Annotated in this window: 22 protein-coding genes; 12 read left to right on the top strand and 10 right to left on the bottom strand. The window is 73.0% G+C overall.

What is annotated here, in order from left to right; translation table 11 throughout:
• Nucleotides 1-428: 428 nt before the first annotated feature.
• Nucleotides 429-2,954: an ATP-dependent Clp protease ATP-binding subunit gene (locus OG861_RS17790; protein ID WP_190185936.1), complete on the top strand. Its 2,526-nt coding sequence runs from the start codon at nucleotides 429-431 to the stop codon at nucleotides 2,952-2,954.
• Nucleotides 2,955-3,344: 390 nt separating this feature from the next.
• Nucleotides 3,345-3,995, top strand: coding sequence for a M23 family metallopeptidase (locus tag OG861_RS17795; protein ID WP_329196143.1), 651 nt, complete (start codon nucleotides 3,345-3,347; stop codon nucleotides 3,993-3,995).
• Between the two features lie 54 nt (nucleotides 3,996-4,049).
• Here OG861_RS17795 and OG861_RS17800 read toward each other — a convergent pair whose 3' ends face one another.
• The 6 genes from OG861_RS17800 to OG861_RS17825 all read right to left on the bottom strand — a co-directional run bounded on the left by OG861_RS17800 (nucleotide 4,050) and on the right by OG861_RS17825 (nucleotide 9,816).
• On the bottom strand, nucleotides 4,050-5,237 hold the full coding sequence (locus OG861_RS17800; protein WP_329196142.1) for a LamG domain-containing protein: 1,188 nt from the start codon (nucleotides 5,235-5,237) through the stop codon (nucleotides 4,050-4,052).
• 88 nt (nucleotides 5,238-5,325) lie between these two features.
• The gene (cseC, locus tag OG861_RS17805; protein ID WP_329196140.1) at nucleotides 5,326-6,639 is read right to left on the bottom strand and encodes a two-component system sensor histidine kinase CseC; all 1,314 of its coding nucleotides are present in this window, start codon (nucleotides 6,637-6,639) and stop codon (nucleotides 5,326-5,328) included.
• Between the two features lie 13 nt (nucleotides 6,640-6,652).
• Entirely contained in the window at nucleotides 6,653-7,363 is a 711-nt protein-coding gene (gene cseB / locus OG861_RS17810; RefSeq protein WP_329196138.1) for a two-component system response regulator CseB, read from the bottom strand.
• 13 nt (nucleotides 7,364-7,376) lie between these two features.
• On the bottom strand, nucleotides 7,377-8,018 hold the full coding sequence (locus OG861_RS17815; protein ID WP_329202286.1) for a hypothetical protein: 642 nt from the start codon (nucleotides 8,016-8,018) through the stop codon (nucleotides 7,377-7,379).
• 44 nt (nucleotides 8,019-8,062) lie between these two features.
• The gene (locus OG861_RS17820; RefSeq protein WP_329196137.1) at nucleotides 8,063-8,623 is read right to left on the bottom strand and encodes a SigE family RNA polymerase sigma factor; all 561 of its coding nucleotides are present in this window, start codon (nucleotides 8,621-8,623) and stop codon (nucleotides 8,063-8,065) included.
• A 287-nt stretch (nucleotides 8,624-8,910) separates the two neighbouring features.
• Nucleotides 8,911-9,816 carry an A/G-specific adenine glycosylase gene (locus OG861_RS17825; RefSeq protein ID WP_329196136.1) on the bottom strand — a complete coding sequence of 302 codons (906 nt, stop codon included), beginning with the start codon at nucleotides 9,814-9,816 and terminating at the stop codon, nucleotides 8,911-8,913.
• Nucleotides 9,817-10,148: 332 nt separating this feature from the next.
• Here OG861_RS17825 and OG861_RS17830 point away from each other — a divergent pair, with 332 nt between their 5' ends.
• Entirely contained in the window at nucleotides 10,149-10,880 is a 732-nt protein-coding gene (locus OG861_RS17830; protein WP_329196135.1) for a hypothetical protein, read from the top strand.
• A gap of 18 nt (nucleotides 10,881-10,898) precedes the next feature.
• On the opposite strand, the gene disA is transcribed toward OG861_RS17830, so the two are convergent.
• Entirely contained in the window at nucleotides 10,899-12,023 is a 1,125-nt protein-coding gene (gene disA, locus OG861_RS17835; RefSeq protein WP_329196133.1) for a DNA integrity scanning diadenylate cyclase DisA, read from the bottom strand.
• Nucleotides 12,024-12,239: 216 nt separating this feature from the next.
• Complete coding sequence (gene radA, locus OG861_RS17840; RefSeq protein ID WP_329196131.1) at nucleotides 12,240-13,652, bottom strand: DNA repair protein RadA; 1,413 nt, start codon at nucleotides 13,650-13,652, stop codon at nucleotides 12,240-12,242.
• A gap of 207 nt (nucleotides 13,653-13,859) precedes the next feature.
• Between radA and OG861_RS17845 the strand changes: the two genes are divergently transcribed.
• A complete protein-coding gene (locus OG861_RS17845) occupies nucleotides 13,860-15,608 on the top strand; it encodes a BACON domain-containing protein (RefSeq protein ID WP_329196129.1) in 1,749 nt (582 codons plus the stop codon).
• A 61-nt stretch (nucleotides 15,609-15,669) separates the two neighbouring features.
• On the opposite strand, the gene OG861_RS17850 is transcribed toward OG861_RS17845, so the two are convergent.
• On the bottom strand, nucleotides 15,670-16,467 hold the full coding sequence (locus tag OG861_RS17850) for a hypothetical protein (protein WP_329196127.1): 798 nt from the start codon (nucleotides 16,465-16,467) through the stop codon (nucleotides 15,670-15,672).
• Nucleotides 16,468-16,554: 87 nt separating this feature from the next.
• Here OG861_RS17850 and OG861_RS17855 point away from each other — a divergent pair, with 87 nt between their 5' ends.
• The 4 genes from OG861_RS17855 (at nucleotide 16,555) to ilvD (ending at nucleotide 21,221) form a co-directional block, all read left to right on the top strand.
• Nucleotides 16,555-17,484 carry a Ppx/GppA phosphatase family protein gene (locus OG861_RS17855; RefSeq protein ID WP_329196126.1) on the top strand — a complete coding sequence of 310 codons (930 nt, stop codon included), beginning with the start codon at nucleotides 16,555-16,557 and terminating at the stop codon, nucleotides 17,482-17,484.
• Between the two features lie 280 nt (nucleotides 17,485-17,764).
• Nucleotides 17,765-18,598: a sugar phosphate isomerase/epimerase family protein gene (locus OG861_RS17860; RefSeq protein WP_329196124.1), complete on the top strand. Its 834-nt coding sequence runs from the start codon at nucleotides 17,765-17,767 to the stop codon at nucleotides 18,596-18,598.
• On the top strand, nucleotides 18,595-19,245 hold the full coding sequence (locus OG861_RS17865; protein ID WP_329196122.1) for a TetR/AcrR family transcriptional regulator: 651 nt from the start codon (nucleotides 18,595-18,597) through the stop codon (nucleotides 19,243-19,245). The genes OG861_RS17860 and OG861_RS17865 overlap by 4 nt, the downstream gene beginning before the upstream one ends.
• 125 nt (nucleotides 19,246-19,370) lie before the next feature.
• Nucleotides 19,371-21,221, top strand: coding sequence for a dihydroxy-acid dehydratase (gene ilvD, locus OG861_RS17870; protein ID WP_329196121.1), 1,851 nt, complete (start codon nucleotides 19,371-19,373; stop codon nucleotides 21,219-21,221).
• Between the two features lie 49 nt (nucleotides 21,222-21,270).
• Here ilvD and OG861_RS17875 read toward each other — a convergent pair whose 3' ends face one another.
• A complete protein-coding gene (locus OG861_RS17875; RefSeq protein ID WP_329196118.1) occupies nucleotides 21,271-23,430 on the bottom strand; it encodes a serine/threonine-protein kinase in 2,160 nt (719 codons plus the stop codon).
• Nucleotides 23,431-23,537: 107 nt separating this feature from the next.
• Between OG861_RS17875 and OG861_RS17880 the strand changes: the two genes are divergently transcribed.
• From OG861_RS17880 to OG861_RS17895, 4 genes are all read left to right on the top strand, one after another.
• Nucleotides 23,538-23,849: a peptidase gene (locus OG861_RS17880; protein ID WP_329196116.1), complete on the top strand. Its 312-nt coding sequence runs from the start codon at nucleotides 23,538-23,540 to the stop codon at nucleotides 23,847-23,849.
• 79 nt (nucleotides 23,850-23,928) lie between these two features.
• Nucleotides 23,929-24,462 (top strand): hypothetical protein, encoded by a 534-nt coding sequence (locus OG861_RS17885; protein ID WP_329196114.1) that lies wholly within the window; start codon nucleotides 23,929-23,931, stop codon nucleotides 24,460-24,462.
• A 71-nt stretch (nucleotides 24,463-24,533) separates the two neighbouring features.
• Entirely contained in the window at nucleotides 24,534-25,337 is an 804-nt protein-coding gene (locus tag OG861_RS17890; protein ID WP_329196113.1) for an ABC transporter ATP-binding protein, read from the top strand.
• Nucleotides 25,334-26,071, top strand: a complete 738-nt coding sequence (locus OG861_RS17895; protein WP_329196112.1) for an ABC transporter permease — start codon at nucleotides 25,334-25,336, stop codon at nucleotides 26,069-26,071. Before OG861_RS17890 ends, OG861_RS17895 begins: the two co-directional genes overlap by 4 nt.
• The last annotated feature ends 25 nt before the right edge of the window (nucleotides 26,072-26,096 follow it).

The raw sequence follows: 26,096 nt of genomic DNA on the forward strand, positions 1-26,096 counted from the left end.
GCCATGCGTACGGAAGAATGCGGAACGTAAACGTCCGACGGGCTCAGTCCCACATTCGAAGACGGAAGCCTGTTCGCCCGTAGCGGAGACGACCGTGGTCCCCGGCATGGAAGGTTCGTCCTTAGGGGTAAGACATTCCTAGTGGATAGGGGCGACACGGCGAGGTGAACGGCCTTCGAGGGGGTTCCGTTCGCCATCGGCGTACACGTGTGACGGGTATCTGCCTGGCCTGCGGGAACATCGTCTCGCACCATCGGGTTGGAGCAGTTGTCGGCTCTTACGGCCGGTTTTCCCACAGAACGTGGGGGTGAGCCGCGGACGGATGTCGGCAGTTGGAATGAGCTGTCCCGCCCCGCGGGACTAGCATGCGGAAGGACAGGGCGGGGACCGACCCCGAACTGCCCGACCGCTCTGAGGAGCGATAAACGATGTTCGAGAGGTTCACCGACCGCGCGCGGCGGGTTGTCGTCCTGGCTCAGGAAGAAGCCCGGATGCTCAACCACAACTACATCGGCACCGAGCACATCCTCCTGGGCTTGATCCACGAGGGTGAGGGTGTCGCCGCTAAGGCCCTGGAGAGCCTCGGGATTTCGCTCGAGGCTGTTCGCCAGCAGGTTGAGGAGATCATCGGTCAGGGGCAGCAGGCCCCGTCCGGCCACATCCCCTTCACCCCGCGGGCGAAGAAGGTCCTGGAGCTTTCGCTCCGAGAGGCCCTCCAGCTCGGCCACAACTACATCGGCACCGAGCACATCCTGCTCGGCCTGATCCGCGAGGGCGAGGGCGTCGCCGCCCAGGTCCTCGTGAAGCTGGGCGCCGATCTGAACAGGGTCCGGCAGCAGGTCATCCAGCTGCTCTCCGGGTACTCCGGAGGCGGCAAGGAGTCGGCCACGGCAGGCGGCCCGGCCGAGGGAACCCCCTCGACCTCGCTCGTCCTCGACCAGTTCGGCCGCAACCTCACCCAGGCTGCCCGCGAATCCAAGCTCGACCCGGTCATCGGGCGCGAGAAGGAGATCGAGCGGGTCATGCAGGTGCTGTCCCGCCGGACCAAGAACAACCCGGTGCTCATCGGCGAGCCCGGCGTCGGCAAGACCGCCGTCGTCGAGGGCCTGGCCCAGGCCATCGTCAAGGGCGAGGTGCCCGAGACCCTCAAGGACAAGCACCTCTACACCCTCGACCTGGGCGCCCTGGTCGCCGGTTCCCGCTACCGCGGTGACTTCGAGGAGCGCCTCAAGAAGGTGCTCAAGGAGATCCGCACCCGCGGCGACATCATCCTGTTCATCGACGAGCTCCACACCCTGGTGGGTGCGGGCGCCGCCGAGGGCGCGATCGATGCCGCCAGCATCCTCAAGCCCATGCTGGCCCGTGGTGAGCTCCAGACCATCGGTGCCACGACCCTGGACGAGTACCGCAAGCACCTCGAGAAGGACGCGGCGCTGGAGCGCCGTTTCCAGCCGATCCAGGTGGCGGAGCCTTCCCTCCCCCACACGATCGAGATCCTCAAGGGCCTGCGCGACCGCTACGAGGCCCACCACCGCGTCTCCATCACGGACGAGGCCCTCGTGCAGGCGGCCACCCTGGCGGACCGCTACATCTCGGACCGCTTCCTGCCGGACAAGGCGATCGACCTGATCGACGAGGCCGGCTCCCGGATGCGCATCCGCCGGATGACCGCACCGCCGGACCTCCGCGAGTTCGACGAGAAGATCGCGAACGTCCGCCGGGACAAGGAGTCGGCCATCGACTCCCAGGACTTCGAGAAGGCGGCCTCGCTCCGTGATTCGGAGAAGCAGCTGCTGGCGGCGAAGGCCAAGCGCGAGAAGGAATGGAAGGCCGGCGACATGGACGTCGTCGCCGAGGTCGACGGTGAGCTCATCGCCGAAGTCCTCGCGACCGCGACCGGCATTCCCGTCTTCAAGCTGACCGAGGAGGAGTCCTCGCGGCTCCTGCGCATGGAGGACGAGCTCCACCGTCGCGTCATCGGCCAGAAGGACGCCATCAAGGCCCTCTCGCAGGCGATCCGCCGTACCCGTGCGGGTCTCAAGGACCCGAAGCGTCCCGGTGGCTCGTTCATCTTCGCCGGCCCCTCGGGCGTCGGTAAGACCGAGCTCTCCAAGACGCTCGCCGAATTCCTCTTCGGCGACGAGGACGCGCTGATCTCCCTCGACATGTCGGAGTTCAGCGAGAAGCACACGGTTTCCCGTCTCTTCGGTTCGCCCCCCGGCTACGTGGGCTACGAAGAGGGCGGCCAGCTGACCGAGAAGGTCCGCCGGAAGCCGTTCTCCGTCGTCCTCTTCGACGAGGTCGAGAAGGCGCACCCGGATATCTTCAATTCCCTTCTCCAGATCCTGGAGGACGGTCGTCTGACCGACTCCCAGGGCCGGGTCGTGGACTTCAAGAACACGGTCATCATCATGACGACCAACCTGGGTACGCGGGACATCTCGAAGGGCTTCAACCTGGGCTTCGCGGCCCAGGGCGACACCAAGACCGGATACGACCGGATGAAGGCGAAGGTCAACGAAGAGCTCAAGCAGCACTTCCGGCCCGAGTTCCTCAACCGTGTCGACGACACGGTCGTCTTCCACCAGCTCACTCAGGAAGACATCATCCAGATCGTCGACCTGATGATCGCCAAGGTGGACGAGCGCCTCAAGGACCGCGACATGGGCATCGAGCTCAGCGGCGAGGCGAAGCAGCTCCTGGCCAAGCGCGGCTACGACCCGATCATGGGTGCGCGCCCGCTGCGCCGGACCATCCAGCGCGAGATCGAGGACATGCTGTCGGAGAAGATCCTCTTCGGCGAGCTGCGCCCCGGTCACATCGTGGTCGTGGGTGTGGAGGGTGAGGGCGAGGACGCCAAGTTCACCTTCCGTGGCGAGGAGAAGACGGCTCTGCCGGACATGCCTCCGATCGAGGCGACGGGCTCCGGCCCGGACCTCTCCAAGGGCGCGTAAGCGCGAGCCGCCCCTGGCGGTGTGAAGGGCGGCCCCGGGACCGAAAGGTCCCGGGGCCGCCCTTTCGTGTGTGTGGTGCAGGCCGCACCGTGCCCCGGGGCGTGGGCCGTACACGCCCTCGCGGCGGTGACAAGCCGCACAGGGCAAATCGGACCTCCTACCACCTTTCGTAGATCGACTGTCCGTTTTGCCCCCGGCTCCCCCCTGATGTGAAGCGGTCAACACCCTGGGGTACTTCGTCCGTATCTACGAGCTCGGGTAGTAATGGGGCGGTTTGGGCGGGAGCAGGTGGACGGGTTACCAAAGTGGGCGAGCCCAGCCCGGTACGTCGGCAGCCGCCGAGCGCGCCGGGCAGCTTGTTGCCCTGTTCCCGGCCCCGGAGGTCCCCGCATGTCCGCGAAGCGCGTCAGCACCCGTCGTACCCGTCTTGCCCTCGTCGCCACCGGTCTCGGTGCGGCCCTGGCTCTCGGTGCCGGGACGTCCGCCGCCTTCGCCGACGAGGCCAACAGCGCCCTCACCGGTACCGCCCAGCTGGTGGCCGCCCAGGCGAAGGCCCAGGCCCAGGCCGCGACCACCGCCGCGAAGCCGGCGGCCGCCAAGCCGGTTGCAGTGAAGCGGGCGGTCACCTGGAACAAGCCGGTGGCCCGTTACACGCTCTCCGCGACCTTCGCCCAGGCCGGCGGCCTGTGGGCGCACAAGCACTCCGGCCAGGACTTCGCCTGCCCGATCGGCACCCCGGTGCACGCGGCGAGCGCGGGCGTGGTCGTCAAGGCAGGCCCGAACGGCGGCGGCGACGGCCCGGCGTACGGCAACGCCATCGTGATCCGGCACGCGAACAACACGTACTCCCAGTACGCGCACCTCTCGCGGATCCAGGTCAAGATCGGCCAGAAGGTCGCGATGGGCGCGCGGATCGGCCTGTCCGGCAACACCGGGAACTCCACGGGCCCGCACCTGCACTTCGAGATCCGCACGACCCCGAACTACGGCTCGGCCGTGAACCCGGTCGCCTTCCTCCGCAAGGTCGGCATCACCGTCTGAGTCCCGTGCTGCCGGGGCAGGGGGTACTGAGCCCCCACGCCCCGGCGCGGGGGCTCAGTACAGGAGCCAGGCAGCCGTGGGGCGGGCCACCGGGTCGAGCTTGCCCGCCTTGAGGGCGTCGATGCGGTACTGCGGCAGGGCCACGTCGTAGATGCGCAGGCTGTCCATGGCGCCGTTCCAGGGGGCGGTCCAGTTGTCCTGGTGGCGGGAGCGGCCGATCTCCAGCGGGCCGGGGGCCGGGAAGATGCCGGAGGGCACCGGCGCCTCCTGCGCCTTCTTGCCGTTCACGTACAGCGTGATCTTCTTGCTCGGTGCGTCGTAGGTCGCCGTCAGCTCCGAGAACGTCCTCTCCATCTTCGAGCTCACGCCGGAGACCGTCGTGGTGGTGGTCTCGGCGCCCTGGTCGCCGGTCTGCACGCGGAAGATCCAGACCGGCTTGCCGTTCACCTCGTCCAGGCCGAGCTCGAAGGAGAACGACTTCTCGTTGCCCTGGCTGATGGCGATCTGGCGTCCCTTGGGCACCCGGTTCCACACGCGGGCGACGACGGTGAAGCTCTTGGACGTGTCGACGACGCGCTGCTGGGACTCGGCGAACGAGTTCGCGTTGTTCTTGAGCCGGACCTCGTAGCGCTTGTCGATCGGGAAGACCCCGGCGTCGGGACCCATCTTGAGGTTGGACTTGCCGCTCAGGTCCCGGATGGTCGTCGGGTCGCCCGGCACGGTCGGGGTGAGGTCGGTGGGCGGCTGGTTCTGCGAGGGGGTGGCGGACGCCGAGGGCGTGTCGTCGCCGCCCTTGCCCTCGTCGCCCTTGCCGTCGCCCAGCAGCAGGAACGTTCCTCCGGCGGCGAGCAGCGCCAGCACGCTCACCCCGCCCACGATCAGCCAGAGCCGCTTCTTGCGCCGCGCCGCCGCCGAGCGGTCCGCGAGCGCGTCCCAGTCGGGCTGCGGCGTCTGGGCCGGGAGCGGGAAGGGCTGCTGCGCGGGCTGCGCCTGCGCGGGCTGCTGGGCCTGCGGGTAGGGGCCCTGTTGGTAGGGGCCGGGCTGCGGCTGCTGCGGATAGCCGTACCCGCCCGTCTGCGGCGGGGGACCGAAGCCGCCCGGTGCTTGCTGCCCGGCGGGAGCGCCGGGCGGGAAGCCGTAGCCACCGGAGGCCGGAGTTCCCGGCGGGAACCCGTAGCCGCCGCTCCCCGGGGCGGGCTGCTCGGGCTGCGGGCTGCTGGGGGGATTCGTACCGTCGGTCATTCCACGGATGCTAAGACATGAGCGGTACGGAGCGAACGCCCGTAGGTCCCGATCGGGAACCGATCGGGATCAAGCCCCCGGGTGCCCGCTACACCGACGGCTTGATGATCGGAAAACTGCCGGTCGCCGTCGGCGCGTGCTCGGGCAGCCACAGCACCGCCACCGCCCCGGCGGCCGCGCCCCCGCCCTCCGCGAGGCCCCGCGCCGCAACGTTGCGGAACGTCAGCCGGGCGCCCAGGACGCGCGCCTGCCCCTCCGCGATGGTCAGCCCCAGCCCGTGCCCGACCCCGGCCCGGTCCGTGGACCCCGTACGGAAACGGCTCGGCCCCTCGCGCAGCAGCGCCTCCGGGAAGCCCGGCCCGTGGTCCCGTACGCGTACCACCCGGCCCTCGATGTCCACCTGCACCGGCGGCTGCCCGTACCGCCCGGCGTTGGCCAGCAGGTTGCCCAGGATCCGCTCCAGGCGGCGCGGGTCGGTGCTGACGATCTCGTCCGCGACGACCCGTACCGACGCCTGCGGCATCAGCGCCTTCACCCGCCGCGTCACGAACTCGCCCAGCGCCACGTCCTGGAGTTCGGCCCGCTCCGAGGCACTGTCCAGCCGGGCCACCTCCAGCACGTCCTCGACGAGCGCCCGCATCGCCTGCGCCCGGTCCCGCACGAGCTCGGTCGGCCGGCCCGGGGGCAGCAGTTCCGCCGCGGTGAGCAGGCCCGTCACCGGGGTGCGCAGCTCGTGGGCGATGTCGGCGGTCACCCGCCGCTCGGCCTCCACCCGCTGCTGGAGGGTGTCCGCCATGGCGTCCACGGCCCGCGCCAGGTCGTCCGTCTCGTCCCGTACGACGCCGCCCACCGCGTCCCGTACCCGTACGTCGGGATCGCCGTGCGCCACCCGCTGCGCGGCGGCCGCGGCCTTGCGCAGCCGGCGCGAGATCTGCCCGCCGATGAGCACGCCCAGCGCCGAGCCGGCGAGCACCACGGACAGCGAGCCGACGACCAGTGCCCGGTCCAGGTCGCGCACCATGTTGGCGCTCTCACGGAACTGCGTGTGCAGCGACACCACCTGCCCGTTGCCGAGCGGTACGGCCGCCCACACCTCCGGGAGCCCCCGGGGGTTCTCCTGGACGTAGGTCCCGCGCCGCCCGCTGCGCGCCTTCTCGCGCAGCTCGGCGGGCAGGTCGGGGTCGTTGAGCTTGGCGCCCATGGGGGGCTTGCGCCCGGCCTCGGCGTTGCGGGAGATGAACTGCACGCGGTCCAGCTGCACCTCGCGGGCGCTCTCCAGCATCGACACGCGCGCAGCGCTGTGCACCACGAGGCTCAGCGCGACGGCGATCAGCGCACCGACCGCGGCGACGGCGAGGGCGATCTTCCAGCGGATCCCGGTGCGCAGGGTGAACCGCTTCACAGCACGGACCGTTTCATGGCTTGAGCTTGTATCCGAAGCCCCGGACCGTTTCGATCCGGTCCTGTCCGATCTTGGTGCGCAGCCGCTGGACGTGGACGTCCACGACGCGGGTGTCGCCGCCCCAGTCGTAGTCCCAGACCCGCTCCAGCAGCCGGTCGCGGGAGAGGACGGTGCCGGGCGCGGAGGAGAACTCCAGCAGCAGCCGCATCTCGGTGGGGGTCAGGGCCACGGGGGCGCCCGCCTTGCGCACCTCCATGCCCTCGGTGTCGACCTCCAGGTCGCCGAAGTTCAGCACCCCGCGCTCGCCGGAGTCCTCCTCCCCGGCCGCCGGGCCCCCGCCGTGCACGCCGTTCGCGTGTCCGAAGCGGCGCAGCACGGCGCGGATGCGGGCGACGAGGACGGAGCCGTCGAACGGCTTGGTGACGTAGTCGTCGGCGCCCGCCTCCAGCCCCAGGACGACGTCGATGGAGTCGGCCCGCGCGGACAGCATGATCACGGGGACGGTGGACTCGTCGCGGATGCGGCGGCACAGGCTCACGCCGTCCATGCCGGGCACCATCACGTCGAGGAGCGCGATGTCGGGCCGGTTCGCGCGGAACGACTCCAGGCCGGCCAGGCCGTCGGGCATGGCGGTGACCACGAAGCCGTCGCGTTCCAGCGCCAGGGTCGTGGCCTCGCGGATGACGTCGTCGTCCTCCACGAACAGCACATGGGTCTCGGCCATGCGGTGCCTCGCTTCAGTTCTTGGGTGTGACGGCCGGGGCGGGCTGGGAACCGCCGTCGACGTTGCTGTAGTCCGTGTGGACCCGGTCCTGCTCGGTGAACTTCTCGCCGTTCCACCGGTACGTGATCACGTCCTCGCCGGACGGGTACGAGAGCGCGTCGCTCTTCCCGTACACCGGCTTGGTGACCACGAGGTCGCCGCGGTCGATCTCCGCGTAGACGGGAGGCTGCTCGTCCGCGAAGACGTTCGCGTACGTCGCGCCCTCGGCGCGGTACACGTACGTGCCGCGCCCCAGCGCGTCGGCGCACGACAGCACGTTGACGACGATGTCGACGACCGGGCCCGCGGTGACCTTCCCGTAGCTGACGTCGACGGGGTACTCCTTGCCCGTGCAGGGCTTGAGGTCCCGTTTGACCTCGGCGCTCACCTTGGGGTCCGCCTTGAGCAGCGCGACCGGGTCGACCTTCCCGGCCGGGCGGTCCGGGGGCACCGCGGAGGACGCGGCGTTCGGGGACGCGGCCGAGCCGACCGGCGCGCCGGTCCGGGCCACCGTCTCGGTACGGGCCGGGCCGCCGTCGCGCAGCCCCGTGCCGCCGGTCGAGCAACCGACCGCGAGCAGCCCGGTGCCGACGAGGACGACCGTCCCCGCCGACATCAGCACCAGCGGCTTCCTGCCGCCGGCGTCCTTGCCATGGCCGTTCAGGCCGCGCACCGCTCCCGCCCCTCGTACCGCACCGTGTGGTCGCCGCGCTCCAGCGCGCGCATGTCGAGGTCCCGGCTCTCCAGCTCCTGCCGGAGGCGGGCCAGTGCGCGGTGCAGGGTGCTCTTCACGGTTCCCGTCGACATGCCGAGCGCCGCCGCCGTCTCCTCGGTGCTCATCTGCTCCCAGTGTCGCAGTACGACCACACTGCGCTGCTTGGGGGCGAGGACCTTGAGGATGTCCATCAGCAGGGCGCGGTCGGCGCGCTGGTCGGAGCCGTCCTCGACGGAGGCGTCCGGGAGCTGCTCGGTGGGGACCTCGTCGAGCTTGCGGGCACGCCACCACTCGGTACGCGTGTTGATCATGACGCGGCGCAGGTAGGCGTCGGCCAGCGCCTTGTCGGCGATGCCGTCCCAGCGGCCGTACGTGCGCACGAGCGCGGTCTGCAGGAGGTCCTGGGCGTCCGTGGGGTCCGGGACGAGGCGCCGGGCACTGCGCAGCAGCGCGTCCTGCCGGGTGCGTACGTACTCCTCGAATCCGAGTACCTCGCCGTGCGCCATCTCAGACCGCCTCCGTTCCGCCCAACGTGCATCCACCGTGTTACGGGTCCGACGGTACGGAGGCGTTGTCACGGCACTGTGCGGGTAAGCCTTCGGTGGGCGCACGGACACCCGTAGGTTGTGTAACAACGCCGGTGAGCTGCGGTTTCCCGGGCGTGAGCGGAGCCGCCGACTCCACTTCCGGCGGCTCCTTGCGGGGGCGCGCGCCGCCTTCCGGGAGTCCGCGGCGCGTCTTGGCGCCGGCTCGGCGGCGGGCCCCGCGCCGGCTCCGCGGCGGCCCGTGGGCGTCAGCTGCGCGGCAGTCGGTACATGCCCTGCGCGAGGGGCTCCACCAGCCCGTCGGAGACCAGCCCGTCCAGCGCCCGCGCCCGCTGCACCGGTTCGTCCCAGACCGTGTCGAGCACGGACTGCGGAACCGGGCCCACCGCCTCCCGGAGCACCGCGAGGAGCCGGCCGCGCACCTGCCGGTCGGTCCCGGCGTACGTCTGCGCCCGCCGCGGCGGCCCGTCGTGCGGCGGCTTCCCGGCGAGCCGCCACGCGCACTGCCCCGCCACCGGACAGCGCTCGCAGTCCGGGGACTTGGCCGTGCACACCAGCGCGCCGAGCTCCATCGAGGCTGCCGCCCAGCGCGCCGCGGTCGCCTCCTCGGCGGGCAGCAGGGCCCGGGCCAGGCGCCGTTCGGCGGCGGTGGTGGCGTTCGGCGGGAATTCGACCCCGGTCGTGGTGCGGGCGATGACCCGGCGGACGTTGGTGTCCAGCACCGCGTGCCGCTGGCCGTACGCGAAGGAGGCCACCGCCGCCGCCGTGTACTCGCCGATCCCGGGCAGCGCCAGCAGCTGTGTGTGGTCCCGCGGCACGTCGCCCCCGTGCCGTTCCGTTATCGCGACGGCGGCGCCGTGCAGGCGCAGGGCCCGGCGCGGGTAACCGAGCCGGCCCCAGGCCCGTACGGCCTCGCCGGGGGCCTCGGCGGCCAGGTCGGCGGGCCGGGGCCACCGGGCGAGCCACTGCTCGTACACCGGCAGGACCCGGCTGACCGGGGTCTGCTGGAGCATGAACTCGCTGACCATGACCCCCCAGGGGCCGGCCTCGGGGCGGCGCCAGGGCAGGTCGCGGGCGTGCTCGTCGAACCACGCGATGACGGGGGAGTGCAGCGCGTGGGAGACGTCGGGGGAGGGGAAGGTGGATGCAGTCATGGCACACGCATCCTGGCACGTTTCGTCCCCCTCGCGCCGGGCCCGGCGCGGGGCCCGCGGGTGTGGCGCGGGCGCGAACCGGACCCCACCGCCGTGGTCCGGGCCGCGCACGGTCACGGACGGTGCCCGCCGCCCGTACGCCGGGGGCACCCCGTATGGCCTGATCTTTTCGGCCGGACGGGGCCAGCGGGATGATCATCGGCAAAACACGCCGGATGCACGGCATGTGGGGCGCTGATCGCGGCGCCGGTTCTCGTAAAGTTCCGTCCGTGGGATCACTGCGCAATCCGGTCGGGCCGCTCCCCTCCTCCATTTACTGGCGACGGAGGGCTGTGCTGGCGTCTGTCGCCGCGCTCCTCGCGCTCCTCGCCGTATGGACCGTCAGTTCCGGTGGCGGGAAGCCGAGTACGAACGGCGAGGGCAAGGGGGGCCCGCGTCCCGTCACCTCGATCACCCCCGGTCCCTCCGGCTCCGGCCCGGCGATCAGTCAGGCGCCGGGCGGCCGAGGCGGTTCCGGCTCCGGTTCCGGTTCCGGAGCCGGGACGGGTTCCGGTGCGGGCGCCGGCAAGAACGGCGAGACGGGCGGCGGCGGTTCGAGCGACGGGGGCGGCAACGGGAGCTCCGGCGCCGCGGCCCCGGTCCCCGCCGACGCCGCGCTCCCCGCCTGTGCGCCGGGCGTGGTGCAGTGGGAGGTCAAGAGCGTCAAGAACGAGTACGAGGCGAACGAGAAGCCCCGGCTCGAACTGATCGTCCGCAACGTGTCGGGAACCACCTGCAAGATCGGACTCGGCCCGAAGCAGGCCGTCATGACGATCACTCAGGCCAGTGGCAACAAGCCGGTGTGGTCGGGTGCCGACTGCCCGGCCGGTGCGGGCAACGCCTTCTTCCGGCTGCCCGCGCAGGGCGAGGCGAAGCAGTCGCTGGAGTGGGACCGCAAGCCCAGCGCGCCCGACCAGTGCCAGACGCCTCCGGCGGGGTCGGCGGCCCCGGACACCTACGTGGTCGAGGTCAAGGCCCCCGGCCTGCCGGTCGCCCGCACCTCGTTCGTCCTCAAGCAGGACTGAGCGGGGCGGGCGCGCCGCTCACACGTAGCGTTCGAGGATCGAGGACTCGGCCAGGCGGGACAGGCCCTCGCGGACGCTGCGCGCGCGGGCCTCGCCCACGCCGTCCACGGTCTGGAGGTCGTCCACGCTCGCGGCCAGCAGCTTCTGCAGGCCCCCGAAGTGCTCGACCAGCCGCTCGATGATCGCCCCCGGCAGCCGGGGCACCTTGGCCAGGAGCCGGTACCCGCGCGGCGAGACCGCCGAATCCAGCGTCTCAGGCGAGCCCGTGTACCCGAGGGCCCTCGCGACGATCCCCAGCTCCAGCAGCTCCGGGTGCGTCAGCGCGTCCAGCGCCGGCAGCGCCTCCTCCACCGTGCGGGAACGCTTCGCCGTCGGCTCCGGAACGTAGTCCCGGATCACCAGCTCCCGTTCCTGCTCGATCCCGACCGTCAGCTCGTCCAGCTGGAGCGACAGGAGGCGTCCGTCGGTGCCGAGTTCCACCACGTATTCGGCGATTTCCGTGGCAATACGGCGAACCATTTCCAGCCGCTGCGCGACCGCCGTCACGTCGCGCACCGTGACCAGGTCCTCGATCTCCAGCGCCGACAGCGTTCCCGCGACCTCGTCCAGGCGCAGCTTGTACCGCTCCAGCGTGGCCAGCGCCTGGTTCGCGCGGGACAGGATCGCCCCGGACTCCTCCAGGACCCGCCGCTCCCCGTCCACGTAGAGCGCGATCAGCCGCATCGACTGCGACACGGACACGACGGGGAACCCGCACTGCTTCGAGACCCGGTCCGCCGTGCGGTGCCGGGTGCCGGTCTCCTCCGTCGGGATCGACGCGTCCGGGACCAGCTGCACGCCCGCCCGGAGGATCTTGGTGAGGTCCTTGTCGAGGATGAGGGCGCCGTCGAGCTTGCACAGCTCGCGCAGCCGGGTCGCGGTGAACTCCACGTCCAGCACGAAACCGCCCGTGCACATCGCCTCGACGGACTTGTCCATCCCGAGGACGATCAGGCCGCCGGTGTTGCCGCGGACGATCCGTTCGAGACCGTCGCGCAGGGGCTGACCAGGTGCGACCGCGCTCAGCGAGGCCCGCATCATGGCTTCCTGCCTGGAGCTCGCGCCCGACTTCCCGGATGCTGCTGCACCGTCCTTGGCTGCCACTGCACTCCTCCGGTCGCGGGTTGCGCCGCCTGCGTACGGCCGGGCGGACCAGCACAAAGTCTACCGGCGCGCTCTGCGCCTTGGCCGTGCCTTGTCCCGTATCGGTCCCGCACCCCCACCGCGGGACGAGTTCCGGCCGCCCGGCCACCGCCCGGCCACCGCCCTCCGGCCGGCCTTCGGCCCGGCCGGCGGTGACGGCCGGCGGTGACGGCCGGGCTACTCGCCCGCCCGCTCCCGGGCAGGCGTGCGGGCCCGGCCGCGCGGCAAGACCCGTAGCGCGTCGCCCATGTCCGCCACCTCGATCACCTTCATGCCCGCCGGCACCTTCCCCGGATCTGCCGGGACCAGCGCGTGCGTGAACCCGAGCCGGTGGGCTTCCGCGAGCCGTCGCTGGACGCCGGTCACCCGCCGCACCTCGCCCGCCAGCCCGACCTCCCCGATCGCCACGAGGTTCTTCGGCAGCGGGACGTCGCTCGCCGCCGAGGCCAGCGCCAGCGCGATCGCCAGGTCCGCGGCCGGCTCCGTGAGCTTCACCCCGCCCACCGTGGCGCTGTAGATGTCCCGCTTGCCCAGGGCCGTGATCCGGCCGCGTTGCTCCAGCACCGCCAGCATCATCGAGACGCGCGAGGTCTCCAGCCCCGAGGTGGTCCGGCGCGGCGAGGGGATCTGCGAGTCCACCGTCAGCGCCTGCACCTCGGCGACCAGCGGCCGCTTGCCCTCCAGCGTCACCGTCAGGCAGGTGCCCGGCACGGCCTCCGCGCGGCGCGTGAGGAACAGCCCGCTCGGGTCGGCGAGACCGATGATGCCCTCGTCGTGCAGCTCGAAGCAGCCGACCTCGTCGGTGGCCCCGTAACGGTTCTTCACACCGCGCACCAGCCGCAGCCGCGCGTGCCGGTCGCCCTCGAAGCTGAGCACCACGTCCACGAGGTGTTCCAGCAGCCGGGGGCCGGCGATCGCGCCGTCCTTGGTGACGTGGCCGACGAGCAGGGTCGACATCCCGCGCTCCTTGGAGGCCCGGATCAGTGCCCCGGCCACCTCGCGCACCTGTGCCATGCCGCCGGGCGCGCCGTCGATCTCGGGGGAGGCGATGGTCTGTACGGAGTCCAGGATCAGCAGCGAGGGCTTGACCGCGTCCAGGTGTCCGAGGACGGCGGAGAGGTCCGTCTCCGCCGCGAGGTAGAGGTGGTCGTTCAGCGCGTTGATCCGGTCGGCCCGCAGCCGGACCTGGCTCGCGGACTCCTCGCCCGTCACGTACAGGGTGCGGTGGTCGTCGGTGGCCGCCTTCGCGGCGACGTCCAGCAGCAGCGTCGACTTGCCGACGCCCGGCTCGCCCGCCAGCAGCACGACGGCCCCCGGCACGAGGCCGCCGCCGAGGACCCGGTCCAGCTCGTCCACGCCGGTGCTGCGGGCCGTCGCCGTACGGCCGTCGACCTGGGCGATCGGGACGGCGGGGGCCGAGACCCGGCCGGCCGCGGTGGTCCGCACGGCGGGCGCACCCATCTCCTCGACGGTCCCCCACGCCTGGCACTCGGGGCACCGGCCGAGCCATTTCGCGGTCGTCCAGCCGCACTCGGAGCAGCGGTAGGACGGCCGGTCCTTGGCGGATGAACGAGATGTACGGGCAGCCATGCGCACCACCGTAGCCGCCGGCACCGACACCGCCGCCGGGACGGCTTGCGGCACCCCTTCCGGCACTGCCCCCGGTACCGCCCCCACTACCGCCCCCGGCTGCCGCGTCAGGGGCGCTGTCAGCACGGGCTCGATCTGTTCACCCGTAAGGGCTAAAACCGCTGAAGGCTTCCGGACCGTCACGGGCGCGCCGCCTACGGTCGCCGAGTGAACAGCAGCAGCCAACCACACCCCCCGGCGCGCACCGGCGCACACCGGGCGCAGGGGCGCACGCCCTCCCGCGGACCCGAGCTGGGCCCCGCGGACGAGCAGCCTCCCCCCTTCCGGCACGAGCCCTACCTCGACGGACTGTTCACTTACTGCCTGTCGGTGCTGTGTGACCACGACACCGCCACCGACGTGCTCGGTGAGGTCCTCGCCGTCGCCGAACGGCATCCCGGCCGGTGCCCCGACGAAGGGGACCGGCGGGCCTGGCTCTACGCACTGGCCCGCTGGGGCTGCCTCACCCGGCTGGGCGAACAACGGCGCACCCGCCAGGGGGCGCATTCCGCCGGGCGCACGCCGGAGCACACCGACGAAAAGCATGCGCCGGGGGCGCTGGACGTGAGCGCCTACCGCCGTACCGAGCTGGCCCGCCTCGCCTGGCCCGAAGCCGCCGGAACCACCCCCGAGCAGCGCGAGGCCCTCGAACTCGCCGTCCGCCACCGCCTCGCCGTACCGGAACTCGCCGCCGTCCTCGGCACCCAGGCAGCCACCGCCCGGGAACTGCTCACCGGCGCCGCATGCGAGGTGGAACGCACCCGCGCCGCCCTCGCCGTGGTCGAGACCGGCAACTGTCCGGCCGTGTCCCGGCTCACCGGCGACGGCCAGGTGCTGCTGTCCACCACCCTGCGCGCCGAGCTGGTGCGCCACGTCGACGACTGCCCCCGCTGCCGCCGGGTCGCCGAACGGGTGGGCGCCGCGGCGCCCTGGCCCGGCTCCGGCGGCGTCCACACCCCCGGGCTCCCCCTGGTCCCCGCCCCGCGCCCCGCCGTCCACGCCGCGATGCTGCGCTCCGGCCGGCGCCGCCGGGGCGGGCCCGGCCCCCGCTTCGACCGCACCGGCTTCCCCATGGACCCCAAGGACCGCGCGGCGCGCCGCGACCGGCTCCGGGCGCGGGCGGTCACCACCACCGTCGTCGCCACCGTGGTCGCCGCTCCCGTCCTCGCGCTGTGGGCCGCGTACCGGGGCGCCCCCAGTACCGGCGAACCCGCCGCGGGCACCACCGCCCGTATCTCGGCCAGCGAATCGGAGCTTCCGCTCCCACACGTCGACGGGCGCCCCTTCGCCGCCTATCAGAACGCCGGCAACACGCGCACCACCGGCGAGCCGGGCTTCGCGCCGGGCGCGGACGTCCCGGACGTCTCGGTCGAGGTGATCAGCCCCGGTGCCTCCGGCACGCCGCAACCGGGTGGTCCCGGGGCCCCGGGCCACATCGCCGTGAGCGCCTCCACCCGGGGCGGCACCACCGCGCTCACCCTCACCGCCTCCGGCGGCGCGCCGGTGCACTGGCGGCTGTGGTCGGACGCGCCGTGGCTGCGGGCGAGCCGGAGCGCGGGCACCCTGGCGCCGGGAGGATCGGTCACCGTGTGGATCACCGTCGACTCCGCGGCCCAGCCGGTCGGGGCCTGGTCGGCCAGGGTCGGGATCGACCCCGACGGCGCGGTGGTCTCCCTCCGGGGCCACGGCCGCCCCGCGCCGCCCGCGACGCCACCCGGGACCCCGGACCGGGACCCGGACCCGGACCCGACGCCGACTCCGACGCCGCCCAGCCCCACGCCGACGCCGCCGGCGACCCCGGATCCCACGCCGACTCCGACGCCGCCGAGCCCCACGCCTACGCCGACGGAGCCCGAAGGAACGGTTTCCCCCGCGCCGGACCCGGGCGGCCCGGGCCCCTCCGGTTCGGCGTCCTAGCCGGGTCAGCCCACAGCGCAGGCCCACGGCGCAGGCTCAGGCCCCGGTCCGGGTCCGCCGGTCAGGCCTGGCCGGCCGCCGCCGGCGGGTCCGCCGGGTGCGGGGCCATCGGCAGCAGCGAAGACAGCCGCGCCTCGCACAGCTTCACCAGCTCCGCGTACGCCGCCTCGCCCATCAGCTCCGTCAGCTCGGGCCGGTAGGACACGTACACCGGCTGCCCGGCGCCGTGCGCGGAGGTGGCCGAGGTGCACCACCAGTGCAGGTCGTGGCCGCCCGGCCCCCAGCCGCGCCGGTCGTACTCCCCGATCGACACCTGGAGCACCCGCGTGTCGTCGGGCCGGTCGATCCAGTCGTACGTACGCCGGATCGGCAGCTGCCAGCACACGTCGGGCTTGGTCTCCAGCGGCTCCTGGCCGTTCTGCAACGCCAGGATGTGCAGCGAACAGCCCGCGCCGGCCGGGAAACCGGGCCGGTTCAGGAAGATGCAGGCGCCGTCCCAGCGGCGGGTCTGCTTCTCCCCGTCGTCGTCCGTCTGCGTCCAGCCGGACTCGCTGCCGACGTCGTGGAACTGCCACAGCTCGGGCGTCAGGCGGGCCACGTGCCCGGCGACCCGCTTCTCGTCGTCCTCGTCGGAGAAGTGCGCGCCGAGCGTGCAGCAGCCGTCGGCCGCCCGGCCGGCCTGGATGCCCTGGCAGCCGCTGCCGAAGATGCACGTCCATCGGGAGGTCAGCCAGGTCAGGTCACAGCGGAAGACCTGCTCGTCGTCGGCGGGGTCGGGGAACTCCACCCAGGCCCGGGGGAAGTCGATGCCCTTCTCGTCGGCCACGACCTTCGGTTTCTTCTTGGGGGTCTTGGACATGTTGGCCTTCTTCGTATTTGGCACAAACCCAAGCCTAAGCGCCCCTTACCTCACCCATACGCGACGAGCCCAGTAGCGTTTCCGGTTATGAGACTCGGTGTCCTCGATGTGGGTTCCAATACGGTTCATCTGCTGGTGGTGGACGCGCACCCCGGTGCGCGCCCGCTGTCCGCGCACTCGCACAAGGTGGAGCTGCGGCTCGCGGAGCTGCTGGACGAGCGGGGCTCGGTCTCGCCGGAGGGCATACGACGGCTCGTGTCGGTGATCGGCGACGCGGTGCAGGCCGCCGAGGACAAGGGCTGCGAGGACCTGCTGCCCTTCGCGACGAGCGCGGTGCGGGAGGCGACGAACGCGGACGAGGTGCTGGCCCGGGTCAAGGCCGAGACCGGCATCGACCTGCCCATCCTCAGCGGTGACGACGAGGCCCGCCTCACGTTCCTCGCGGTGCGGCGGTGGTTCGGCTGGTCGGCGGGCAAGCTGCTGGTCCTGGACATCGGCGGCGGCTCGCTGGAGATCGCGTACGGCATCGACGAGGAACCCGACGCGGCCGTGTCCCTCCCGCTCGGCGCGGGCCGCCTCACCTCGGCGTGGCTCCCCGGGGACCCTCCGGCGCCGGCCGACGTGAAGGCGCTGCGCCGCCACGCGCGTGCGCAGATCGCCCGGTCGGTCGGGGAGTTCAGCCGCTTCGGGACGCCGGACCACGTGGTGGCGACGTCGAAGACGTTCAAGCAGCTGGCCCGGATCGCGGGCGCGGCCCGCTCGGCGGAGGGGCTGTACGTACAGCGCGACCTGACGCGCAAGGCGCTGGAGGAGTGGGTCCCGCGCCTGGCCACGATGACCACGGCCCAGCGAGCCGCCCTTCCGGGCGTCTCGCAGGGCCGTGCGCACCAGCTGCTGGCGGGTGCGCTGGTGGCGGAGGGCGCGATGGACCTCTTCGGCGTGGACGACCTCGAAATCTGCCCCTGGGCCCTCCGCGAGGGCGTGATCCTGCGCAGACTGGACCACCTGCCGGCCTGACCCGCACCGATCCGCAGCCCCCGGCCCGCGCGGCGCCCCACCCGGTACGACCCCTACGGCGCGGCCGGGTCCTGCACGCCTTCCCTCCGCCACCGCCCGGCCGGGCAGGGCACGTTGGACCGGCCGCGGGCCGCCGTGGGGAGGAGGCCCGGCCACCGGCCGTGTACCGGTGCGGTGGAGGGAGGGCGCAGGGGCGGCCGCAGGGGCTGGGCCGGGGACGGCCGGTGGCGGGTGGCGGGTGTCACGGCGGGGGGCGGGGCGGGGACCGTACCCTGTCTCCGTGGCAGAACCAGTCCGGATCCCGAACGTGAAAGTCGCCCTCTCCACCGCCTCCGTATATCCGGAGACGACGGCGACCGCCTTCGAGATCGCCGCACGCCTCGGGTACGACGGCGTCGAGGTGATGGTCTGGACGGATCCCGTCAGCCAGGACGTCGACGCGCTGCGGCGGCTGTCCGACCACCATCAGGTGCCGGTCCTGGCCGTGCACGCCCCTTGTCTGCTCATCACCCAGCGGGTGTGGTCCACCGATCCGTGGACCAAGCTCCGCCGCGCCCAGGCCGCCGCCGAGCGGCTCGGGGCGTCCACCGTCGTCGTGCATCCGCCTTTCCGCTGGCAGCGCCAGTACGCCCGTGACTTCGTCACCGGCATCTGGCGGATGGCCGACGAGACCGACGTCCGGTTCGCCGTCGAGAACATGTACCCCTGGCGCTACCGCGACCGCGAGATGCTCGCGTACGCGCCGGAGTGGGACGTCACCAAGGACGACTACCGGCACTTCACCATCGACCTCTCGCACACCGCGACCGCCCGGGCCGACGCCGCGGCCATGGTCGACCGCATGGGCGAGCGCCTCGCGCACGTCCACCTCGCCGACGGGAACGGTTCCGCGAAGGACGAGCACCTCGTCCCCGGCCGCGGCACCCAGCCCTGCGCCGAGCTGCTGGCCGGGCTGGCCCGTACGTCCTTCGACGGGCACGTCGTGATCGAGGTCAACACCCGCCGCGCGATGTCCTCCGCCGAGCGCGAGGCGGACCTCGCCGAGGCCCTCGCCTTCACCCGCGAGCACCTCGCCGCAGCCACGGCCGCGCCCAAGCCGGCCCGCCGCCCATGACCGAGCCCCCCGTGAACGAGCCGTCCACGACCGAGCCGCCGCCCCGCCGGCGCCGCGGCCCCGGCCGCCCCCGCCAGGACGAGGCCGACGAGGGCCCCGGCACCCAGGAGCGCATCCGCGCCGCCGCCCGCGCCGAGTTCGCGGCGCGCGGCTACGACAAGACCTCCGTACGCGGCATCGCGAAGGCCGCCGGCGTCGACCCGGCCCTGGTGCACCACTACTTCGGCAGCAAGGACGACCTCTTCGCCGCCGCGATCGAACTGACCCTGGAGCCCGCCCTCGTCGCCCCGCGGATCCTCGAAGGCGGCCCGGACGGCATCGGCGAGCGCCTCGCCCGCTACTTCCTCGGCGTGTGGGAGAACCCCGCCACCCGGGTGCCGCTGCTCGCCGTCATCCGGTCGGCGCTCACCCACGAGGCGGCGGCGAAGGTGCTGCGCCGGCTCATCCTGCGCCGGGTCCTGGAGCGGGTCGCCGCCGAGCTCAACGTGCCCGACCCCACTTTCCGCGCGGAGCTCGCCGCCTCCCACATGATCGGCATCGTGATCCTGCGCTACGTCGTCCAGGTCGAGCCCCTCGCGTCCGCCGAACCGGAGGCGATCATCGCCCTCGTAGCCCCTACGCTGCAGCGTTATCTGACCGAGGACTGAGCTGCCCGTATCGGGATGCGGACAACCTGTCCGCATCGCGGGCCAGGAGCGTAGCCTCGTAACCGAGCCATATCCACAGTCGCGGGGGCGTGCGAACGCCACCGTACTCATGGGGAGTGAACCCGATGCCCGAGCTGAGGTCCCGCACCGTCACCCACGGCCGCAACATGGCAGGCGCACGCGCGCTGATGCGCGCCTCGGGCGTAGCGAGCGCGGACATCGGGAAGCCGATCATCGCGGTCGCCAACTCGTTCACCGAGTTCGTCCCCGGCCACACCCACCTCGCCCCGGTCGGCCGGATCGTCTCCGACGCCATCCGCGCCGCGGGCGCCATCCCGCGCGAGTTCAACACCATCGCCGTGGACGACGGCATCGCGATGGGCCACGCCGGCATGCTCTACTCCCTGCCGTCCCGCGACCTGATCGCGGACTCCGTGGAGTACATGGTGGAGGCGCACTGCGCCGACGCCCTGATCTGCATCTCCAACTGCGACAAGATCACCCCCGGCATGCTGATGGCCGCGATGCGCCTCAACATCCCGGTCGTCTTCGTCTCCGGCGGCCCCATGGAGGCCGGGCAGGCCACCCTGGTCGACGGCACCGTCCGCAAGCTCGACCTGATCGACGCCATGGTCGACGCCTCCAACGAGAACGTCTCGGACGAGGACATCCTGCGCATCGAGGAGAACGCCTGTCCGACCTGCGGTTCGTGTTCGGGCATGTTCACCGCCAACTCGATGAACTGCCTCGCCGAGGCCATCGGTCTGGCCCTCCCCGGCAACGGCTCGGTCCTCGCCACGCACACCGCCCGCCGCGCCCTGTACGAGGACGCCGGCCGGACCGTCGTGGAGATCACCAAGCGCTACTACGAGCAGGACGACGCCTCCGTCCTGCCCCGCAACATCGCCACCCGCCAGGCCTTCGAGAACGCCATGGCCCTCGACATCGCCATGGGCGGCTCCACGAACACGATCCTGCACCTCCTCGCCGCCGCCCAGGAGGCCGGCCTGGACTACGACCTCACCGACATCGACGAGGTCTCGCGCCGAGTCCCGTGCCTGGCCAAGGTCGCGCCGAACGTGGCGCCCGGCGGTACGTACTACATGGAGGACGTCCACCGCGCCGGCGGCATCCCCGCCATCCTGGGCGAACTGCACCGCGGCGGCCTCCTCAACAAGGACGTCACCACCGTCCACTCCGAGAACCTCGAAGACTGGCTCGCCACGTGGGACGCCCGCTCCGGCACGGCGTCCGAGGAGGCCATGGAGCTGTGGCACGCCGCCCCCGGCTGCAAGCGCTCCGCGACCGCCTTCTCCCAGTCCGAGCGGTGGGACAGCCTCGATCTGGACGCCGAGGGCGGCTGCATCCGCTCCGTCCAGCACGCCTACTCCAAGGACGGCGGCCTGGCCGTCCTGCGCGGCAACCTCGCCGCCGACGGGTGCGTGGTCAAGACCGCCGGCGTCGACGAGTCGATCTGGACCTTCGAGGGTCCGGCCGTGGTCTGCGAGTCGCAGGACGAGGCCGTCGACAAGATCCTGCGCAAGGAGATCGAGCCGGGCGACGTCGTCGTCATCCGCTACGAGGGCCCGCGCGGCGGCCCCGGCATGCAGGAGATGCTCTACCCCACCTCCTTCCTCAAGGGCCGCGGCCTCGGAAAGGTCTGCGCGCTGGTCACCGACGGCCGCTTCTCGGGCGGCACTTCCGGCCTGTCCATCGGCCACGCCTCCCCGGAGGCGGCCTCGGGCGGCACCATCGCCCTGGTCGAGGACGGTGACCGGATCCGCATCGACATCCCGAACCGCTCGATCGAGCTGCTGGTCTCCGACGAGGAGCTGGCGGCCCGCCGCGAGGCCCTCGGCGGGGTCTACGCCCCGAAGGACCGCGAGCGCAAGGTGTCCGCCGCGCTGCGCGCCTACGCCGCGATGGCCACCAGCGCCGACAAGGGCGCGGTCCGCGACGTGTCCCGCCTGGGCTGAGCTCCCGGCCCGCCGGGCCCCGCTCCGCTTCCGGACCCCGCCGGCGTCCTCACCACCCGGCGGGGTCCGCCGCGTCCACGGCGAACACGGACCCGTCGGGCGCGGACGCGTACACCGTGCCGTCGGCGACGACGGGCGCGTTCAGGGAGGCGGCGAAGGCGCCCTGGTCGCCGCCCATCCGCGGCTTGGTCTGCCCCAGCAGCCGCCCGCCGGAGGCCTCGACCGCGAGCAGCCGGCCGTCGGGCGCCGTCAGGTAGACCCGCCCGGCGGCGACCGCCGGGCGGGACGCGACCGCCAGGCCCGTCTCCAGCCGCCACAGTTCCCGCTCCGGGCCCACCGCGGCCAGTCCGCCCGCCGCGCCCACGAGGTACACGACGCCGTCGGGGCCCGCCGTCGCCTGGGCCTCGTACAGGGGGACCGCCAGGCGGACCCGCCGCACCGCCCGCGTCGCCAGGTCCACGCGGACGACGGCGTCCGTCTTGCCCTGCGCGTCGTTCTCCAGCAGGTACGCGCTGCCCTGCACGGTGGCGACCGGCTGGAGGAGCCCCGCCGTACGGATCTGCCAGCGCACCGCCCCGTCGCCCGGGTCGACCGCCGCCACCTGGGTCTGCCTGCCGTCCGGCTGGCGCGTCGCCACGTACAGCGCGGCCCTGCCCGAGGCGTCCGGGCCGCCCCACCACACCGAGCCCGTCCCGCCGATCCGCCTGCTCCACTTCGGGGTGCCGGTCGCCGCGTCCAGCAGGGTCGCGCTCCCGTCGGAGCCGGCCGCGAGGACGTGCCCGGCCTCCGCGACCACCTGGGCTCCGCCCGGCAGGTCGCGCTGCCAGCGCCGGGTTCCGGTCGCCGGGTCCAGGGCCTGGAGTACGCCGCTGCCCGCCCCGGCGGCGAGGACGAGGCCGCCCGCGTACAGCGGAGCCCGCGCCGACCCCGGCCCGGGCTCCGCCTGCGCCGGGACCGTCCACCCGAGGGCGCCGTTGGAGGGGTCCAACCGGGCGGCCGCCAGCCCCCGCCCCGAGCAGTACAGCGCCGCGCTCCCCCAGGAGCAGGCCCCGCTGCCCTTCCCGGCGGAGGGGCCCGCCAGGGGCACCGACCAGGGCGCGAAGTGCTTCGTCGCACCCGCCTGCGCCGCCGTGGAGGCCGTCGGCCCGGGGGAGTCGTCGCCCGTCGCGGAGCCGAGGTAGCCGCCGACGGCGCCGCCCGCGAGCAGCACCACCAGCCCCGCCGCCCACGCCGTGCGGACCCGCCCGCGCACCGGGCGCCCCGCCGCCCCGCCGGCCGCCGGGCTCGCCGCGTCCTCGCCGCCGGTGCCGATGCGCTCCCGCCGGTGCGTGTCGACTTCCGCCGGGGCGGGCCGCCGCGGTTGCGGGGTGAACACCTGCGTGTCCTCGCCGGTGGGGTAGGCCAGCGCCCGCATCTGGGCGATCAGCGCGTCGGCGGTCGGCCGCCGGGCCGGGTCCTTCGCCAGGCAGCGGGCGACCAGCGGGACGAGCGGCTCCGGGAGCCCCGTCAGATCGGGCTCGCCGTGCACCACCTGGTACGCGACGAGGTAGTGGCTGTCGGAGTCGAACGGGCCGCGCCCGGTCGCCGCGTGCACCAGTACCGCGCCCAGCGCGAACACGTCGGCGGCCGTCCCGACCTCGCGCGGCGACTGGAACTGCTCCGGCGCCATGAACGGAGGGGTCCCGATCAGCTTGCCCGTCTCGGTCCGCAGGTCGCTGTCGGCGGGCCGCGAGATCCCGAAGTCGATGACCCGCACCCCGTCGGGCGCCATCAGCACGTTGCTGGGTTTGAGGTCCCGGTGCACCACCCCGGCCCGGTGGATGTCCCGCAGCGCCTCCGCCAGGCCGGCGGCCAGCCGGGTCAGCTCACCGGGGTCCAGAACCCGTTCCCGTACCCGCTCGGAGAGCGTCGGCGCGTCGATGAACAGCGTGGCCATCCAGGGCCGTTCGGCGTCGGGGTCCGCGTCCACCACCGGCGCGGTGAACGCCCCGCTCACCCGGCGCGCGGCCGCGACCTCCTGCCGGAAGCGCGCCCGGAACTCCGGGTCCACCGCGTGCTGCGCGTGCACCACCTTGACGGCGAGTTTCAGCCCCGAGCTGGAAGCGGCCAGGTGGACGACGCCCATACCGCCGGAGCCGAGCACGGATTCCAGCCGGTAGTGCCCGGCGTACTCGGGAAAGCCCGCGCCGTCCGTGCGCCGACCATGCACCACTCACCACCCCCGCCGGAGCCTAGTCGATGGCACGTGCGACCATCCAAGGGCTTGCCGCCCTGCGTGAGTTGCGCCGGGCAACGCCCACGGGGGGAGTTTTCCGCATGACTGTCGAGAACGATTCGAGCCAGGTCCAGGCCGAGGCCCAGAGCCTGTCCGGCTCCGGATTCCCGACGTTCCCGGTCGCTCCGGGATACCAGGTGAACGTCCGCACCGGCCCGGGTACCGGCTACTCGATCTCCCGGGTCCTGCCGCTCGGCGCGTACGTCTCCATCCACTGCCAGTGCGACGGCACCACGGTCTCCGGCCCCTACGGCACCACCGGCATCTGGGACTGCGTCGGCAACGGCGAGTTCGTGTCGGACGCGTACGTGAAGACGGGCAGCGACGGGTACGTGGCCACCCGCTGCGGCTGACCGGCTGCCGCCCGCCCCACCGTTCTGCCAGATGAGACGCACCCCGACGGGTGCGTCCCGGGCTGGAATAATCGCCGGTGTGAGCGACGACCAGCGAGACCAGACCCCCGCCGACCCGGCCCCCGCGGCGCCGGCCCCGGCAGCCGGCCCGCGCCCCGAGCCCCTGCGGTTCTTCGGCACCACCTGGGTCGACCACGACGGCGGCTACGCCCTGCGCCGCGCCGGGGTCGCCGCCGGGTCCCTGGTCTCGGCCTTCGCCGCCGCGTACCTGCTGCGCTTCGCCTACGAGGGGCTGGAGATCGGCGACGTCGGCCCGTTCCTCAGCATCTCCGTCGTCGTGCTGTTCGCGATCGCCAGCGCCATCGCCTTCGTCAAGACGTGGGAGTCGTTCGGCCGCCGCCCCCGGCCGTCCTCGGACGAGGCCGCCCTCAAGGGGCTCAAAGCGATCGGTTTCATCGGCTCCCTCATCGCGTACTTCCTGCGCAGCCTGACCGAGGCCCCGGGCGAGAAGCTGCACCGCGCCGAGTACGAGCAGGCCCGCGCCGAGTTCGCCCGCCGGCGCAGCACCCGTACGGGCAACCCGTCCGCGCGCCGCCCCAAGCGCAAGAAGTAACGGGGCAGTCCCCCTCCTCCCGCCCGGCCTGTTGACGCCCGGGCACCGCCAGGAGCATTATTCATCACGTGATGAATAAATCGCCCGACGGCACCGACGGGGCTGCGGCCCCCGCCGTCCACGCCCGCGCACTCACCGTCCGCCGAGGCACCGGCCGCCACCCGCGCACCGTCCTCGACGACCTCGCCTTCGACGTCCCCCGCGGCCGCATCACCGGCCTCCTCGGCCCCTCCGGCTGCGGCAAATCAACCCTCATGCGCTCCGTCGTCGGCACGCAGGCCCACGTCACCGGCACCCTCGACGTCCTCGGCCGCCCCTCCGGCCACCCCGAGCTGCGTTCCCGCATCGGCTACGTCACCCAGGCGCCCTCCGTCTACGACGACCTCACCGTCCGGCAGAACCTCGACTACTTCGCGGCCGTCCTCACCCCGGGCCGCGCCGCCGCCGAACGCCGGCGCGCCGACGTCACCCGCGCCCTCACCGACGTCGACCTCACCACCCACGCCACCGCCCTCGCCGGCAACCTCTCCGGAGGCCAGCGCAGCCGCGTCTCCCTCGCCGTCGCCCTGCTCGGCGCCCCCGAACTGCTCGTCCTCGACGAACCCACCGTCGGCCTCGACCCCGTCCTGCGCCGCGACCTGTGGAACCTCTTCCACGAACTCACCGCCGCCCGCGGCACCACGCTCCTCGTCTCCTCCCACGTCATGGACGAGGCCGAGCGCTGCCACGACCTGCTCCTCATGCGCGAAGGCCGCATCCTCGCCCAGGACACCCCCGACGCGCTCCGCACCCGCACCCACTGCGCCACCGTCGAAGAAGCCTTCCTGCGCCTCGTCGACGAGGCCGACGCCCGAGCCCGGGAGCAGACCCGATGAACGCATCCCGCACCACCGCCACCGCCGGCCGCGTCCTGCGCCAGCTCGGCCACGACCCGCGCTCGATCGCGCTGATGCTGCTGGTCCCCGTACTGATGCTGACGCTGCTCCGCTTCGTCTACGACGGGAACCCGCACACCTTCGACAGCATCGGCGCGTCCCTCCTCGGGATCTTCCCCCTCATCACCATGTTCCTGGTGACCTCCATCGCCACCCTGCGGGAGCGCACCTCCGGCACCCTGGAGCGCCTCCTGGCCATGCCGCTCGGCAAGGGCGACCTCATCGCCGGCTACGCCCTCGCCTTCGGCGCCGTCGCCGTCGTCCAGTCCCTCCTCGCCACCGGCCTCGCCCTGTGGGTCCTCGGCCTGGACGTCCTCGGCTCCCCCTGGCTGCTCCTGCTCGTGGCGCTGCTCGACGCCCTCCTCGGCACCGCCCTCGGCCTGTTCGTCTCCGCCTTCGCCGCCTCCGAGTTCCAGGCCGTCCAGTTCATGCCGGCGGTGATCTTCCCCCAGCTCCTGCTCTGCGGCCTCCTGACGCCCCGCGCCACCATGCAGCCGGTCCTCGAAGCCCTCTCCGACGTGCTGCCGATGTCCTACGCCGTCGACGGCATGACCCAGGTCCTCGGCCACACCGACATGACCGCCGCCTTCGTCCGGGACGCCGTCATCGTCGCGGCCTGCGCCCTGCTCGTCCTCGCCCTCGGCGCGGCCACCCTGCGCCGCCGCACCCCGTAGCCCCGCGCCGACCGCCCGCCGACCG

It is taken from the genome of Streptomyces sp. NBC_00539 (assembly GCF_036346105.1).
Classification (GTDB): Bacteria; Actinomycetota; Actinomycetes; order Streptomycetales; family Streptomycetaceae; genus Streptomyces.